This is a genomic window from Arthrobacter monumenti, assembly GCF_054511255.1.
Window position 1 is genome coordinate 108309 of record NZ_JBTNCY010000005.1, and the last position, 15821, is coordinate 124129.

General features: G+C 61.9%; 19 protein-coding genes. 2 read left to right on the top strand and 17 right to left on the bottom strand.

Annotation, left to right across the window (positions count from 1 at the left end; all coding sequences use genetic code 11):
- Window positions 1–100: 100 nt before the first annotated feature.
- The 17 genes from rpsQ to ACX80B_RS08925 all read right to left on the bottom strand — a co-directional run bounded on the left by rpsQ (window position 101) and on the right by ACX80B_RS08925 (window position 13691).
- A complete protein-coding gene (rpsQ, locus tag ACX80B_RS08845) occupies window positions 101–406 on the bottom strand; it encodes a 30S ribosomal protein S17 (protein ID WP_459295197.1) in 306 nt (101 codons plus the stop codon).
- On the bottom strand, window positions 403–759 hold the full coding sequence (rpmC, locus tag ACX80B_RS08850) for a 50S ribosomal protein L29 (protein WP_459295199.1): 357 nt from the start codon (window positions 757–759) through the stop codon (window positions 403–405). The genes rpsQ and rpmC overlap by 4 nt, the downstream gene beginning before the upstream one ends.
- A gap of 2 nt (window positions 760–761) precedes the next feature.
- The gene (rplP, locus tag ACX80B_RS08855; RefSeq protein WP_026534041.1) at window positions 762–1178 is read right to left on the bottom strand and encodes a 50S ribosomal protein L16; all 417 of its coding nucleotides are present in this window, start codon (window positions 1176–1178) and stop codon (window positions 762–764) included.
- Complete coding sequence (rpsC, locus tag ACX80B_RS08860) at window positions 1179–2066, bottom strand: 30S ribosomal protein S3 (protein ID WP_026534042.1); 888 nt, start codon at window positions 2064–2066, stop codon at window positions 1179–1181.
- A complete protein-coding gene (gene rplV, locus ACX80B_RS08865; RefSeq protein WP_459295202.1) occupies window positions 2066–2467 on the bottom strand; it encodes a 50S ribosomal protein L22 in 402 nt (133 codons plus the stop codon). Before rplV ends, rpsC begins: the two co-directional genes overlap by 1 nt.
- Window positions 2468–2523: 56 nt before the next feature.
- Window positions 2524–2811 carry a 30S ribosomal protein S19 gene (gene rpsS, locus ACX80B_RS08870; protein WP_459295204.1) on the bottom strand — a complete coding sequence of 96 codons (288 nt, stop codon included), beginning with the start codon at window positions 2809–2811 and terminating at the stop codon, window positions 2524–2526.
- A 12-nt stretch (window positions 2812–2823) separates the two neighbouring features.
- A complete protein-coding gene (rplB, locus tag ACX80B_RS08875; protein WP_459295206.1) occupies window positions 2824–3663 on the bottom strand; it encodes a 50S ribosomal protein L2 in 840 nt (279 codons plus the stop codon).
- A gap of 31 nt (window positions 3664–3694) precedes the next feature.
- Window positions 3695–4000 (bottom strand): 50S ribosomal protein L23, encoded by a 306-nt coding sequence (gene rplW, locus ACX80B_RS08880; RefSeq protein ID WP_026534046.1) that lies wholly within the window; start codon window positions 3998–4000, stop codon window positions 3695–3697.
- Window positions 3997–4683, bottom strand: coding sequence for a 50S ribosomal protein L4 (gene rplD, locus ACX80B_RS08885; RefSeq protein ID WP_459295209.1), 687 nt, complete (start codon window positions 4681–4683; stop codon window positions 3997–3999). The genes rplW and rplD overlap by 4 nt, the downstream gene beginning before the upstream one ends.
- 4 nt (window positions 4684–4687) lie before the next feature.
- Entirely contained in the window at window positions 4688–5344 is a 657-nt protein-coding gene (gene rplC, locus ACX80B_RS08890) for a 50S ribosomal protein L3 (protein WP_459295211.1), read from the bottom strand.
- A 15-nt stretch (window positions 5345–5359) separates the two neighbouring features.
- The gene (gene rpsJ / locus ACX80B_RS08895; RefSeq protein ID WP_024366135.1) at window positions 5360–5668 is read right to left on the bottom strand and encodes a 30S ribosomal protein S10; all 309 of its coding nucleotides are present in this window, start codon (window positions 5666–5668) and stop codon (window positions 5360–5362) included.
- Between the two features lie 836 nt (window positions 5669–6504).
- Window positions 6505–7695 (bottom strand): elongation factor Tu, encoded by a 1191-nt coding sequence (gene tuf, locus ACX80B_RS08900; RefSeq protein WP_459295213.1) that lies wholly within the window; start codon window positions 7693–7695, stop codon window positions 6505–6507.
- A 191-nt stretch (window positions 7696–7886) separates the two neighbouring features.
- Window positions 7887–10001, bottom strand: a complete 2115-nt coding sequence (gene fusA / locus ACX80B_RS08905; RefSeq protein WP_459295215.1) for an elongation factor G — start codon at window positions 9999–10001, stop codon at window positions 7887–7889.
- 99 nt (window positions 10002–10100) lie between these two features.
- Window positions 10101–10571, bottom strand: coding sequence for a 30S ribosomal protein S7 (gene rpsG, locus ACX80B_RS08910; RefSeq protein WP_459295217.1), 471 nt, complete (start codon window positions 10569–10571; stop codon window positions 10101–10103).
- Entirely contained in the window at window positions 10571–10945 is a 375-nt protein-coding gene (gene rpsL, locus ACX80B_RS08915) for a 30S ribosomal protein S12 (protein WP_459295219.1), read from the bottom strand. Before rpsL ends, rpsG begins: the two co-directional genes overlap by 1 nt.
- 441 nt (window positions 10946–11386) lie before the next feature.
- Window positions 11387–11821, bottom strand: coding sequence for a DoxX family protein (locus tag ACX80B_RS08920; RefSeq protein WP_459295221.1), 435 nt, complete (start codon window positions 11819–11821; stop codon window positions 11387–11389).
- 220 nt (window positions 11822–12041) lie between these two features.
- Window positions 12042–13691, bottom strand: coding sequence for an FAD-binding dehydrogenase (locus ACX80B_RS08925; protein WP_459295223.1), 1650 nt, complete (start codon window positions 13689–13691; stop codon window positions 12042–12044).
- Between the two features lie 40 nt (window positions 13692–13731).
- Here ACX80B_RS08925 and ACX80B_RS08930 point away from each other — a divergent pair, with 40 nt between their 5' ends.
- A complete protein-coding gene (locus tag ACX80B_RS08930) occupies window positions 13732–15378 on the top strand; it encodes an AAA family ATPase (protein WP_459295225.1) in 1647 nt (548 codons plus the stop codon).
- Between the two features lie 53 nt (window positions 15379–15431).
- A complete protein-coding gene (locus ACX80B_RS08935; RefSeq protein ID WP_459295227.1) occupies window positions 15432–15803 on the top strand; it encodes a hypothetical protein in 372 nt (123 codons plus the stop codon).
- Window positions 15804–15821: the final 18 nt, after the last annotated feature.

The following is a 15821-nucleotide window of genomic DNA, read 5'->3' on the forward strand; positions in this document are numbered from 1 at the left end:
TCCTGGTGGAGCCTTGCGGAACGGATATGGTGGGCCCGTTGTCCAGGCGGTTGAGGTGGATAGTCTCCCCCGCCCGGACGGGCATGATATTGAACAGGCCTTACTTGGCCTTCTCCAAAATTTCGACCAGACGCCACCGCTTGGTAGCGGACAGCGGGCGGGTCTCACTGATGACGACCAGGTCGCCGATACCGGCGCTGTTCTGCTCATCGTGGACCTTGACGCGGGATGAACGGCGCAGCACCTTGCCGTAGAGCGCGTGCTTGACGCGGTCCTCGACCTTGACCACTACGGTCTTGTTCATCTTGTCCGAGACGACGTAGCCGCGCCGGGTCTTGCGGTAACCGCGGGCGTCCTCGGCACTGGTTTCTGAACTCACAGTTTCTTCCTTGATGTTTTCGCTCATTTGGCATCATCCTCGGAAACTTCAGCATCCTCGGACTTGGCCTTCGCGGCGTCGTCCTTGTCAGCCTTCTTCTTCGTGGACTTCTTCGTGTCCGCCTTGGCGCTCTTGACCTCTTCAACCGGAGCAACGACGTCGGGCCGGATGCCCAATTCGCGCTCACGGAGGACCGTGTAGATACGGGCGATGTCACGCTTGACGGACTTCAGCCGTCCATGGCTCTCCAGCTGCCCGGTGGCGGACTGGAAACGGAGGTTGAACAGCTCCTCCTTGGACTTGCGCAGCTCTTCGACCAGACGGTCCTTGTCGAACCCGTCCAGCTGGCTGGAAGTCAGTTCTTTAGATCCAACAGCCATCTCTATTCACCACCTTCGCGTCGCACAATGCGAGCCTTCAACGGGAGCTTGTGGACAGCCAGGCGGAGCGCTTCTTTCGCGATCTCGTCGGAGACACCGGACAGTTCGAAGAGAACACGGCCGGGCTTGACGTTGGCTACCCACCACTCGGGGGAGCCCTTACCGGAACCCATACGGGTTTCAGCGGGCTTTTTGGTCAACGGGCGGTCCGGGTAAATGTTGATCCAGACCTTACCGCCACGCTTGATGTGACGGGTCATGGCGATACGTGCAGCCTCAATCTGACGGTTGGTCACGTATGCCGGAGTCAGCGCCTGGATTCCCCATTCACCGAAGCTGACCGTGGTGCCGCCTGTTGCCTGGCCCGAACGCTTCGGGTGGTGCTGCTTGCGGAACTTAACTCGACGTGGGATAAGCATTTACTTGTCTCCACCTTCTGCTGAAGCACCAGTTGCTGCCGCGGGCGTTGCGTCTGCGGCCGGAGCCTCAGGTGCGGTCTGAGCTGCATTGCCCCTCGGAGCTGCAGCGCGGTCATTACGACGACGGTCCCCGCCACCAGCGCCGCCGCGTCCTCCGCGGTCGCCACCGGCTCCACCGGGGCCGCGGCCCGGGCGGTCGGAACCACGTCCACGGGACGGAGCAGCTGCCTGTGCCGCTGCCAGTTCCTTCGAGGTCACATCGCCCTTGTAGATCCAGACCTTCACGCCGATGCGGCCGAAGGTGGTCTTGGCTTCGAAGAAGCCGTAGTCGATGTTCGCGCGCAGGGTGTGCAGGGGCACACGGCCTTCGCGGTAGAACTCCGAGCGGCTCATTTCGGCGCCACCCAGGCGGCCGGAGCACTGGATACGGATACCCTTCGCTCCCCCGCGCTGTGCGGACTGCATGGCCTTCTTCATCGCACGGCGGAACGCCACGCGGGAAGTCAGCTGCTCTGCAACACCCTGGGCAACCAGCTGTGCTTCGATCTCCGGGTTCTTGACCTCGAGGATGTTCAGCTGCACCTGCTTGTTGGTGAGCTTCTCGAGCTCACCACGGATGCGGTCCGCTTCGGCTCCACGGCGTCCGATCACAATGCCGGGACGGGCGGTGTGGATGTCAACGCGTACACGGTCACGGGTGCGCTCGATCTCAACCTTGGCAATACCGGCGCGGTCCATGCCCGTGGACATGAGCTGACGGATCTTGATGTCCTCGCGGACGAAGTCCCGGTAGCGCTGTCCGGCCTTGTTGCCATCCGCAAACCAGTGCGAGATGTGGTCGGTGGTGATGCCGAGTCGGAACCCGTGCGGGTTAATCTTCTGTCCCACTATCGGTTCCCGCCTTTCTTGTTAGCCGAAGCGCCCGCGAGAGCTGCTTCTTCCTCGGGGGTGGCGAGCACAACCGTGATGTGGCTGGTCCGCTTGAGAATACGGTACGCGCGGCCTTGGGCACGCGGCTGGAACCGCTTCATCGTCGGGCCTTCATCCACGAATGCTTCGCTGATGAACAGGTCGTCCTCGTCAAAGGCGACACTGTCGCGGTCCGCCAGTCCGCGGGCGTTTGCCATCGCGGATTGAACTACCTTGAATACCGGCTCCGAAGCTGCCTGGGGGGCAAACTTCAGAATTGCCAGAGCCTCATTCGCCTGCTTGCCACGAATCAGGTTGACGACGCGCCGGGCCTTCATAGGCGTTACGCGGACGTGGCGCGCAATTGCCTTGGCTTCCATTGCTTTCCTTCTCTCGTCTTCTATGCCGTAAGAACTTACGTCGTTGAGCCGGGGGCTCAGCGGCGCTTGCCCTTGCGGTCGTCCTTCACATGGCCGCGGAATGTCCGCGTGATGGCAAATTCGCCGAGCTTGTGCCCGACCATCGACTCGGTAATGAATACCGGGATGTGCTTGCGCCCGTCATGCACGGCGATCGTGTGCCCGAGCATGTCGGGGATGATCATCGAGCGGCGGGACCACGTCTTGATGACGCTTTTGTTTTTTGAGGCCTTCTCGTTTTCTTTAGCGACCTTCACAAAGAGGTGCTGGTCGACGAAAGGACCTTTCTTCAGGCTGCGTGGCATGTTTCCAGGCTCCTATCGCTTGTTCTTGCCAGTACGACGGCGACGAACAATCATGTTGTCGCTCTCTTTGTTCGGACGACGGGTACGGCCCTCAGGCTTACCGTTCGGGTTGACCGGGTGGCGTCCACCGGAGGTCTTACCTTCACCACCACCGTGCGGGTGGTCGACCGGGTTCATGACCACACCGCGGACGGTCGGGCGGATGCCCTTCCAGCGGTTACGGCCGGCCTTGCCCCAGTTGATGTTGGTCTGCTCGGCGTTGCCGACCTCGCCGACAGTCGCGCGGCAGCGGACGTCAACGTTGCGGATTTCGCCGGAGGGCAGACGCAGCTGGCCGAAGCGGCCTTCCTTGGCAACGAGCTGCACCGAGGCACCCGCGGAACGGGCCATCTTGGCGCCGCCGCCGGGCCGGAGCTCAACACCGTGCAGGACAGTACCTACAGGGATGTTGCGCAGCGGCAGGTTGTTGCCGGGCTTGATGTCGGCACCCGGGCCGGACTCGACGACGTCGTTCTGCTTCAGCTTGTTGGGAGCCAAGATGTAGCGCTTGGTTCCGTCAACGTAGTGCAGCAGCGCGATGCGCGCGGTGCGGTTCGGATCGTATTCGATCTCCGCAACGCGGGCGTCGACACCGTCCTTATCGTGCCGGCGGAAGTCGATCAACCGGTACTGGCGCTTGTGTCCACCGCCCTTGTGCCGGGTGGTGATCTTTCCGGTGTTGTTGCGGCCGCCCTTCTTGGGCAGCGGACGCACCAACGACTTCTCCGGCGTCGACCGTGTGATTTCTGTGAAGTCGGCAACGCTCGAGCCGCGGCGGCCCGGTGTTGTCGGCTTGTATTTACGGATTCCCATAATTCATTTCCTCGTTAAAGTGGTCTCCGCCCTAGCTGAGCGGACCGCCGAAGATGTCGATTGTGCCTTCTTTGAGAGTCACGATGGCACGCTTGGTGTCCTTACGCTGACCCCAGCCAAAGCGGGTGCGCTTGCGCTTACCGGCACGGTTGATGGTGTTGATCGAGTCCACCTTGACCGAGAAGATTTTCTCGATCGCGAACTTGATCTCGGTCTTGTTCGAGCGGGGGTCAACCAGGAAGGTGTACTTACCCTCATCGATCAAGCCATAGCTCTTCTCCGACACGACGGGTGAATACACTACGTCGCGGGGATCCTTGATAGCGGTCGCGCTCACTTGGCGGTCTCCTCTTCCTTCTCAGTAGCCGCTTCCGATGCCTTGCTGGACGAGCCTGCACCGTTCGCCGTGGCGGAAGCACCGGCGGAGCGGGCTGCAACAAACGCCTCGTAAGCCGCGTTGGTGAAGACCACGTCGTCGGAGATCAGCACGTCATAGGTGTTGAGCTGATCAACATACAGAACGTGGATTTTCTCCAGGTTCCGCAGCGACAGGGCTGCAACATCGTTGGCGCGCTCGATGACGACGAGCAGGTTCTTGCGCTCTGACACGTTGCGCAGGGCCGTCATGGCTTCCTTGGTGGAAGGCTTGGTGCCTGCAACCAGTTCGGAAACCACATGGATGCGGCCGTTGCGGGCCCGGTCGGAGAGTGCTCCGCGCAGGGCAGCTGCCTTCATCTTCTTGGGCGTGCGCTGCGAGTAGTCGCTCGGCGTCGGGCCGTGGACAATGCCACCGCCGGTCATCTGAGGAGCGCGGATCGAACCCTGACGGGCGCGGCCGGTGCCCTTCTGCTTGAACGGCTTGCGGCCGGCTCCACTGACCTCGGCGCGGGTCTTGGTCTTGTGCGTGCCCTGGCGGGCGGCAGCGAGCTGCGCGACGACGACCTGGTGCAACAGCGGCACGTTGGTCTGTACGTCGAAGATCTCTGCAGGCAGGTCGACTTTTACGGTCTTGGTTGCCATGAGCTTATGCTCCCTTCACGGCGGTACGGACGAGAACGACCGAGCCGCGGGGACCGGGGACGGCGCCCTTGATCAGGAGCAGGCCCTTCTCGGCGTCGACGGCATGAACGGTCAGGTTCAGCGTGGTGTGGCGGACGCCGCCCATACGGCCGGCCATCTTCAGACCTTTGAAGACACGGCTCGGAGTGGAAGCGCCACCGATGGAACCGGGCTTGCGGTGGTTCTTGTGGGCACCGTGGGAGGCGCCGACGCCGTGGAAGCCGTGACGCTTCATCACACCGGCGAAGCCCTTACCCTTGGTGGTCCCGACGACGTCGACCAGCTGGCCGGCCTCGAAGAGTTCCACTGAGAGTTCCTGGCCCAGCTCGTAGGTGTCGGCATCCGCGGTACGGAGTTCGACAATATGGCGGCGGGGGGTGACGCCGGCCTTCTCGAAGTGACCAGCCAGCGGCTTGGTGACTTTCCGAGGGTCGATCGCACCGTAGCCGATCTGGACGGCAGTGTAGCCGTCGGTATCCTGTGCGCGCAGCTGGGTGATGACGTTGGAGTCTGCCTGGACGACGGTTACCGGTATGAAGCGGTTGTTCTCGTCCCAGACCTGGGTCATGCCGAGCTTCTTGCCCAGCAGGCCCTTCACCTGGCGCGTAGTTAAGGTAGACATTACGATGCGATCCTTCTACAGCTTGATTTCGATGTTCACGTCGGCGGGCAGGTCGAGTCGCATCAGCGAGTCAACAGCCTTGGGCGTGGGGTCGATGATGTCGATCAGACGCTTGTGAGTACGCATCTCGAAGTGCTCACGGCTGTCCTTGTACTTGTGCGGCGAGCGGATTACACAGTAAATGTTCTTCTCCGTCGGCAGCGGCACGGGGCCAACAACCGTAGCGCCTGCGCGCGTCACCGTCTCAACGATCTTCCGCGCTGAAGAATCAATGACCTCGTGGTCATATGACTTCAGCCGGATGCGGATTTTTTGTCCCGCCATGGCGTCGTGACTCTCTTTCTGAAGTACGGCTTCTCTATGGAAATACATCCCTTATGCGCGGCCCTGGGCGATTTCCCGCGTCCAGTCCGGCTCTTCTTCCAACAAGCTGAATCCGGAAAATTCCGGGTTCCTCACCCTGCCGAAGCTCCGACCCCCGAAGTCGGGCGTGTCGTTTCGTCCAAGTGGACGCACACGCATATTCTCAAGGAGGTGGGTTATATATGGGCCTCGCCCCGGGACCCTGCACCAAGCATTATCTTGGTCGGGACACGGCGCATCGAAGCGCTTGAACAACTCCACTAGTCTGCCATGCGGGAACAACGATCGCAAACCGGGGCGGTCCAGGGTGCTCAGCGTCACTCGGTCCGGCAGTTTTGATGCAGTCCGGAGCCGATTGGCCGCTCCAGGCCCGGACCGCGGCTAAGGGGCTGGCTCAAGGACCGAACCTGCACCTACCGGACTGACCCACCGCCCGCCGTCACTCCAGCCCACTTTGCGCCCCTGAAAACTGAGCACAGTCCGTCCCTGCCCACTCGCTGGCGTCGAGCATTGGGCTGAACAGTTCGCTACCCGCCCCGTTGCCTGCTTTCCGCGCCGTATCAGCCCCTAAACCGCCGGTCAGGTAGCTGCAGTGGGCTGACGAGCGGCCAACGTGCTGATCGAGGGCCTGACCCACGGGCAAGGGGCTGACGCAAGAGGTTGGACCACGTCCCGGGCATGGGAAAGGCCCCGCTGCCGGAGCAACGGGGCCTTCCTCGAAAGCGGTTCCGTCGGACAGATCTGCTGCCCCAGGCCGTGCCTGAGACGTCAGTCCGCGGAGCGCGTGTAGCCGAAGACTACTTGGTCACCTTGGTGACACGGCCTGAACCAACGGTGCGGCCACCCTCGCGGATAGCGAAGCCGAGGCCCTCTTCCATGGCGATGGGCTGGATCAGCTCAACGCTCATTTCAGTGTTGTCGCCAGGCATAACCATCTCGGTGCCTTCCGGCAGCGTGATGACGCCGGTGACGTCCGTGGTACGGAAGTAGAACTGCGGGCGGTAGTTCGAGTAGAACGGGTTGTGCCGTCCACCCTCATCCTTGGACAGGATGTAGACGTTGGCCTCGAAGTTGGTGTGCGGGGTAATGGAGCCCGGCTTCACAATAACCTGTCCACGCTCGACGTCTTCGCGCTTGATACCGCGCAGCAGCAGACCACAGTTCTCGCCGGCCCATGCCTCGTCGAGCTGCTTGTGGAACATCTCGATACCGGTAACCGTGGTCTTCTGGATCGGGCGGATGCCGACGATCTCGACCTCGGAGTTGATGGCGAGGGTTCCACGCTCGGCGCGGCCCGTAACAACGGTTCCACGGCCGGTGATCGTGAAGACATCCTCGATCGGCATCAGGAACGGCTTGTCCTTGTCGCGGATCGGGTCCGGGATGTTCTCATCCGCAGCATCCATGAGCTCGATGATGGACTCAACCCACTTCTCGTCGCCTTCCAGGGCCTTGAGGCCGGAAACGCGGACAACCGGGGCGTTGTCGCCGTCGAACTCCTGCGAGCTGAGCAGCTCACGAACTTCCATCTCGACCAGGTCGAGGAGCTCTTCGTCGTCAACCATGTCGGACTTGTTCAGCGCGACCATCAGGTAGGGAACGCCAACCTGCTTGGCCAGCAGAACGTGCTCGCGGGTCTGGGCCATCGGACCGTCAGTGGCGGCAACCACGAGGATCGCACCGTCCATCTGAGCTGCACCAGTAATCATGTTCTTGATGTAGTCAGCGTGGCCGGGGGCGTCAACGTGTGCGTAGTGACGCTTCTCGGTCTGGTACTCGATGTGCGCGATGTTGATGGTGATGCCGCGCTGCTTCTCTTCCGGAGCCGCGTCAATCGAATCGAATGCCGACGCATCGTTGATATCCGGGTACTTTTCAGCGAGCACCTTGGAAATGGCAGCCGTCAACGTCGTCTTTCCATGGTCAACGTGACCGATGGTGCCGATGTTGACGTGCGGCTTAGTCCGCTCGAACTTTGCCTTCGCCACTGGTTCCTCCTAGAACGTTTGGTAGTAAAACTTACATTCAGTGGCGCTTCTCGTCACTGAAACCCATGCAAGTCTACTGGGGGCTTCTAATTTGTTTAAATTTCTTCGATGGTTCGCCGCTTCCGGCACGGAGCCGGTTGCTGGCAGGTAGCGGTTGGCACCTGGAGTGCAGGTGCCAACCAATGGTGCTGCTACTCGCCGCGGACCTTCTGAATGATCTCCTCGGCCACCGCTTTGGGGACCTCGGAGTAGCTATCAAACTGCATGGAGTACACAGCGCGGCCCTGAGTCTTCGACCGAAGGTCACCGATGTATCCAAACATACCGGACAGTGGAACATGCGCGCGAATGACCTTCACACCGCTTGCATCCTCCATGGACTGCATCTGGCCGCGCCGGGAGTTGAGGTCACCGATAACTTCGCCCATGTATTCCTCAGGCGTACGGACCTCAACATCCATCAGCGGTTCGAGCAGAACCGGCTTTGCCATCCGCGCAGCTTCCTTGAAAGCCATCCGGCCGGCAATCTTGAACGCCATCTCCGAAGAGTCGACGTCGTGGTAGGCGCCATCAAGCAGAGTCGCCTTGATACCGACAACGGGGTAACCGGCGAGCACACCATCGTTGAGGGCATCCTGGATGCCTGCATCAACGCTGGGGATGTACTCACGGGGCACGCGGCCACCGGTGATCTTGTTGTCGAATTCGTACATTGCACCTTCGGCAGTATCCAGGGGTTCGATCTTGATCTGGATCTTCGCGAACTGGCCGGAGCCACCGGTCTGCTTCTTGTGCGTGTAGTCGTGCTTGGCAACGGTGCCCTTGATGGTTTCGCGGTAGGCCACCTGGGGCTTGCCCACGTTGGCATCAACCTTGAACTCACGGCGCATGCGGTCCACCAGAATGTCCAGGTGCAGCTCGCCCATACCGGCGATCACCGTCTGGCCAGTGTCCTCGTTGAGGGAGACCTGGAATGTCGGGTCTTCCTCGGCGAGTTTCTGGATGGCGATGGAAAGCTTCTCCTGGTCACCCTTGGTCTTGGGCTCGATCGCGACGTCGATAACCGGCGTCGGGAAGCTCATGGCCTCAAGGATGATCGGGTTCTGGGAGTCGCACAGGGTGTCACCCGTGGTGGTGTCCTTCAGCCCGATCGCCGCATAGATGTGACCGGTGGTGATCTCGTCAACCGGGTTTTCCTTGTTGGCGTGCATCTGGAAGAGCTTTCCGATGCGCTCCTTCTTACCCTTGGTGGAGTTGATCACCTGGGCGCCGGAAGCTGCCTTGCCGGAGTAAACGCGGATGTAGGTCAGACGCCCGAAGAACGGGTGGGTCACGACCTTGAACGCCAGCGCCGAGAACGGTGCCTCGGAGTTCGCCGGACGGGTGATGATCGACTCGAGATCGTTGACCGGGTGGCCCTCGATGTCCGGCACGTCCAGCGGGGTCGGCAGGTAATCGACGACGGCGTCCAGCATCGGCTGCACTCCGCGGTTCTTGAATGCTGAACCACACAGGACCGGGTAGATCTCGGAGTTAATGGTGAGCTTGCGGATGCCGGCCTTGATCTCGTCGATCGTCAGCTCTTCACCCTCAAGGTACTTCTCCATCAGGGACTCGTCGGCCTCGGCAACTGCCTCGACCAGTGCAACGCGGTATTCCGCGGCGCGTTCCTTCAGGTCTTCCGGGATCTCTTCAATCTCGTACTTGGCCCCCATGGTGACGTCACCCTTGGAGTCGCCCCGCCAGGTGAGTGCACGCATGTGGATCAGGTCGACGACACCCTCGAAGTCGCTCTCGGAGCCGATCGGCAGCTGGAGAACCAGCGGCTTGGCCTTGAGGCGGTTGATGATGGTGTCCACGGTGAAGTAGAAGTCCGCACCAAGCTTGTCCATCTTGTTGACGAAGCAGATACGCGGGACGTCGTACTTGTCGGCCTGGCGCCAGACAGTCTCGGACTGCGGCTCAACGCCCTCTTTACCGTCGAAAACTGCGACGGCGCCGTCGAGCACGCGCAGTGAACGCTCCACCTCAACGGTGAAGTCCACGTGGCCCGGGGTGTCGATGATGTTGATCTGGTTGTCGTCCCAGAAACAGGTGGTGGCGGCGGAGGTGATAGTGATACCACGCTCCTGCTCCTGTGCCATCCAGTCCATCGTCGAGGCGCCGTCGTGGGTCTCGCCGATCTTGTGGTTGATACCGGTGTAGAACAGGATTCGCTCGGTAGTGGTGGTCTTACCGGCATCGATGTGGGCCATGATGCCGATATTGCGGACCTTGTTGAGGTCGGTAAGCACGTCAAGTGCCACGGTGTCTGCCTTTCAGGTTGGCCAAGTACGACGGCGGTTAATGCGGTTGTCCCGCTCCGGCAGGACCGGTGCGGGCCGCCGTCGTCGTACGTCGGTTTTCTACCAGCGGTAGTGGGCGAAGGCCTTGTTGGACTCGGCCATCTTGTGGGTGTCTTCGCGACGCTTCACAGCGGCACCGAGACCGTTCGAGGCATCCAGAATCTCGTTCTGGAGGCGCTCGGTCATGGTCTTCTCGCGGCGGGCCTTGGAGTAGCCAACCAGCCAGCGCAGCGCGAGGGCGGTTGAACGACCAGGCTTGACCTCGACGGGGACCTGGTAGGTGGCGCCACCGACACGGCGGGAGCGGACCTCGAGGGCCGGCTTCACGTTTTCCATGGCCTTCTTCAAGGCTGCAACGGGGTCTCCGCCGGACTTCGTGCGGACGCCTTCGAGTGCACCGTAAACGATGCGCTCAGCGGTCGACTTCTTGCCGTCAACCAGGACCTTGTTGATCAGCTGCGTGACCAGCGGGGATCCGTGAACCGGATCAATAACTAGTGGGCGCTTGGGCGCCGGGCCTTTACGGGGCATTACTTCTTCTCCTTCTTCGCGCCGTACAGGCTGCGGGCCTGCTGGCGGTTCTTGACACCCTGGGTATCAAGCGCACCGCGCACGATCTTGTAACGGACACCGGGCAGGTCCTTCACACGTCCGCCGCGCACCAGCACGATGGAGTGTTCCTGCAGGTTGTGTCCCACGCCGGGGATGTAGGCGGTAACTTCAATGCCACCGTTGAGGCGTACACGGGCGACCTTGCGCAGAGCCGAGTTCGGCTTCTTCGGGGTGGTGGTGTACACACGGGTGCAGACGCCACGGCGCATCGGGCTGCCCTGCAGCGCGGGGGCGTCCGTCTTGGTCGCCTTGGGGGTGCGGCCCTTACGGACCAGCTGGTTAATCGTAGGCACTTTCGTGTTCTCCGTATTTTCTCGAGATAATTCTCATTCACTCGGCCCCCGCGGCCCCATCCTGCCCGGATCATTGAAACCGGACGACGGCGGACTGCCGAAGCAAAGCACTGTTGACTCAATCTGCACACTTTGCGGTGGTCCATTCGCAGAAGGAGCCTAGGCATGCAAAAACGTGGCATTCGTTGCACAAGAACCCTGCAACCCGGAAACAGGCCCCGGCTTCGTCGCCAGATCAGAAATCTGGGTTGAAACCGGCCTTCATCCACTGCCACACAAACAATTGACTTCCATCCTAGCAGACTTTCCAATCCGCCCGGAGATCCGGCGGCCGCACCGCACAGACGAAACCGGGGCGACCGCACGGCACAGACGAAACCGGCCGGCAACTCCGAAATGGAGCCACCAGCCGGTGCCGGTATGGCAGCGATGGAACGACGGTTATGCCAGGGCGTTCAGCTTCGAACCCTTACGGGCAAAGATTGCGTTGTCCAGCGACAGCCGCCCCGGACCGACCAGAGCCACGGCCAGTGCCGCTGCGCCGAGCATGAGGACAAGCTCGTAGCCGCCCGCCGTCACGAACACTCCGGCGGGAGCATGGACCAAAACGATGGCGCCGAGCATATTCAAGGTCAGCAGAATGGCAAACGGCCGGGCCAACAGGCCGAGAATCAGCGCGATTCCGCCGGCGAGCTCAAGGGTGGCCACAACCGGGGCCACGATGTCCGCAGCGGGAACGCCCATCTCGGCGAAGGCGCCCTGGGTGCCCGCAATAGTGAACTCGTTGAATTTCTGCCAGCCGTGCGCGGCAAAAAGGAAGCCGGCGACGACGCGGAGGACCGTGCGGGCAGCAGCATTCAGTGAGGGGTTGTTCATATGTTTCACCATTCGATAGGAAGATTTAGTTGGTATCACAGCGTGCGAATCAAGCCGTTTCGCGCCTAATTGGTTGACGCTTCAATATAAAGTGTTCCAGCTCGGAGTTGAACTGTCAACTATTGAGTTGAACACCGGGCAGAGCAATGCCGTGTTATCTGTGCCGCGGTAGCTGTGCCGCGGTGGCTGTGCCAGGTTGACTGTGCCGCCCTCATGGCTATTAACCGACGGCCGCCGCCGCCGCGCGTCCCGCGGCCCTGCCGGAGAAGAGGCATCCTCCCAGGAATGTTCCTTCCAGCGAGTTGTAACCGTGCATCCCACCGCCGCCGAATCCGCTGACTTCACCCGCTGCATAGAGACCGGGCAAAGCTTCACCGCCCACCTGGAGCACGCGGCCCTGCAGATCGGTCTCCAATCCCCCAAGCGTCTTGCGGGTGAGAATATTGAGCCGGACGGCGATCAGCGGCCCGGCCTTTGGGTCGAGCAGGCGGTGCGGCGAAGCTACCCGGATCAGTCTGTCGCCGCGGTATCGCCGGGCTCCACGGATTGCCGTGACCTGTGCGTCCTTGCTGAACGGATTGAGGATCTCCCGATCCCGGGCAACTATGGTTTGTTCCAGCGTTCCGGCGTCGATCAGTCCATCGCCGGTCAAGGCGTTCATGCCGCCCACCAGTTCCGTCAGCGTATCGGCAACCACGAAGTCCCGCCCATGGTCCTTGAAGGCCTGGACCGGCGCCGGCGCACCGCGTTTCACGCGGGCCAGGACGTCTTTGATGCTCCTGCCGGTGAGATCCGGATTTTGCTCGGAGCCGGACAGCGCAAATTCCTTCTCGATAATCTTCTGCGTCAGGATGAACCAGCTGTAGTCGTAGCCGGTCTTCACAATGTGCTCGAGCGTGCCCAAGGTATCGAACCCCGGGAACAGTGGGGCGGGGAGCCGCCGACCCTCGGCATCGAGCCATAACGACGACGGCCCCGGCAGTATGCGGATGCCGTGGTTCTCCCAGACCGGATTCCAGTTCTGAACGCCCTCCACGTAGTGCCACATCCGGTCCGGATTAATGATCCTCCCACCACTGGCTTCGGTGATTGTCAGCATGCGCCCGTCCACATGGGCAGGAACGCCGGAGATCATCCGCGCCGGCGGATTGCCGAGCCGTGCCGGCCACGCCTTCCGCACCAGGTCGTGGTTGCCGCCAATGCCGCCGGACGTGACGATGACCGCCTGCGCGCGCAGCTCGAAGTCGTCGATCCCGTTCCGGTTGCTCGCCTCTCCCCTGCCGGCGTCACTTGGCTCAAGGACCTTGCCGCGGACGCCTTCAACCGCGCCGCCGGTCTTGACCAGTTCATCCACGCGGTGCCGGAAACGCAGGGAGACCAAGCCCTCGGCGACGCCGTCGCGCACCCGGTTTTCGAATGGCTCCATGATGCCGGGGCCGGTGCCCCAAGTGAGGTGGAAACGGGGAACAGAGTTCCCATGCCCGTTGGCGCGGCCGTCGCCCCGTTCCGCCCAGCCGATGACCGGGAAGATCCGGTGCCCCTTTTCGCGCAGCCAGGCCCGCTTCTCCCCTGCCGCGAAATCGACGTAGGCTTCCGCCCACTTACGTGGCCAGTAGTCCTCGTCCCGGTCGAAACCGGCGCTTCCCATCCAGTCCTGGAGGGCGAGTTCATGCGAGTCGCGAATCCCCATCCGGCGCTGCTCCGGGGTGTTGACCATGAACAGTCCGCCCAGCGACCAGAAAGCCTGCCCGCCCAGGCTCGCCTCCGGTTCCTGCTCCAGCAGGATGACCCTTTTGCCGGCGTCGGCAAGCTCTGCGGTTGCAACCAGGCCGGCGAGGCCGGCACCAACAACGATGACGTCTGCGTCCATGGCTCGATCGTAGTCCCGGGAGCCCTGGTAATGTCATGCCATGACGGAGAATCTGGGGAAGTTCATGGATGACTTCGCCGAGTTGGTGCAGCTGGCGCAGGCGAGGCAGCAGCGGTTTCCCAGAGGTGAGCAGTTGCTTGCCACTCTCACTGAGCACCTTGGCGGTCCGGCGCATGAAATTCCGGTCGTGGTGGAGGAGATTCCGGCACACCGGTTCGTCGACGTCGACATCCTGCTGGCAGAGCTGACAGCCGAGGACCCGGACAAGCGACTGGTTGGTATCGGCGGCGGCGACCAGCGCCACCACTCCTCCTTGAGCGACATGCTCCAGCAGGCCCATATGTTCCCGCAGTTTCCGCTGGCCCAGCCTGACTATGCAAACCTGGCCGTCGGCCCCAATGAACAACGGCAGGCGGTAGCCCTCGGGATCTGGTTGTTCAAGTACGCAGGTGCACCGCTGGCCGTGCTGCAACGGAAAGCAAGTCCCGGATTTGACCGTCCAACGGCACTGCTGGAAGTGCTTTCACCTGATTCGGACGTTGTCGCGGATTTCCTCGCGACAGTGCGGACCGGGATGAAAACGCGCAGCGTGCTGAAGGGTCAGGTGGTCTCGCTGACCATGGACGAATATGGCTCCATGGGGGCCGGGGTGACTTTCCACGCCCGGCCCGGGTTGACGCCGTCGGACGTTATTTTGCCCGCGGGGTTGTTGCAGAAAGTAGCGGACCACGCTGTTGGAATGGCGGAGCACCGGACGGCGCTGAAGTCCCTGGGCCAACATCTCAAACGCGGCATCTTGCTCTATGGGCCGCCGGGAACCGGCAAAACACACACCGTGCGCTACCTATTGAGCCAAAGTGAGGGTACGACGGCGATCATCCTCTCCGGCGGTTCGCTCGCCTACATTTCCGAGGCCGCCCGAATGGCCCGTGCATTGCAGCCCTCCATGGTCATCCTTGAGGACTGCGATTTGATCGCAGAAGACCGTAGCTTTGGGCACGGACCGCAGCCGCTCCTCTTCGAGGTTCTCGATGCCATGGACGGTCTAGACGACGACGCCGACGTAGCCTTCATCCTCACCACCAACCGTGTGGACATGCTGGAACGAGCGCTCGCCCAGCGTCCGGGCAGGGTGGATCTGGCGGTCGAGATTCCCCTGCCGGAAACAGTGGAGCGGGCGGCACTGCTAACCCTTTACGCGCGGCATATTGCTTTCAGCCCGGAGGCCATCGCAGAGGCCGCGCAACGCACTGCCGGGACAACCGCATCCTTTGCCAAGGAACTGGTGCGCCGCTCCGTCGTCGCCGCGACGCTCGAAGGAACAGACATTGCTGAGCGGCACCTGTTCGCCGCAGTCGATGAGCTGATGGCCGACACCGCAGCCCTCACCCGAAGCCTGCTCGGCAGCGGCACCGGCACCGGGGCCGGGGGCCGGGATGGTTTCGGTGGAGGCGAAGACGAAGATAGGGATTTCGGGCCGTATCCGCAGCCCGGAGCCGGAGGCGGATACTTTGCCTATGCACCCCTTAGCGATTCGCGGTTCGCTGGTGGCAGCGGCTTCCGGCCAAACATGCCCGAGGCCGAGGAAAAGCCATTTCAGGAGGATGCGTTGGGCGCCGATGACACCGGCCCGGACCACGACGGATCCGGAGATCCTCCAACGGGCAAAGAGACCGGTCCGTCATGATCCGCGTCAATGCAGTCTTTTGGCTGATCCCCATAGCGGCGTTGACAGGAGCTATGACAGCGCCGGCAACATATTGGCTGAGCTACGCCAAAGCCGACGCTCCTGATGTCGTCGTCGGACTGCTGACCTGGAACCTGATCTTCGGAGCTATCGCAGGCACGTTCCTGGGCGTTATCGGTAGTGTCGCAAGCTACTTCGTATTGCGTTCCGGGAATTCGGCGCCGACGGCGGCAGGTGCAGCTTTCGCAGCAGTCGCCGCCGCTTGGATGCTATTGCTCATCGCTTCATCCTCTACGGGAGTTGGCTTCCCACTGGCAGAAATCACTACCGCGGCATTGTCCGCTGCCGCGACCGCCGCCTTCGTCCTTGTGGTATTGCATGAGCCCTGCAGGATGCGAGTGCTGAGACCGGGCCGGAACCGGTAGCCGTATGCGGCGGAAGCA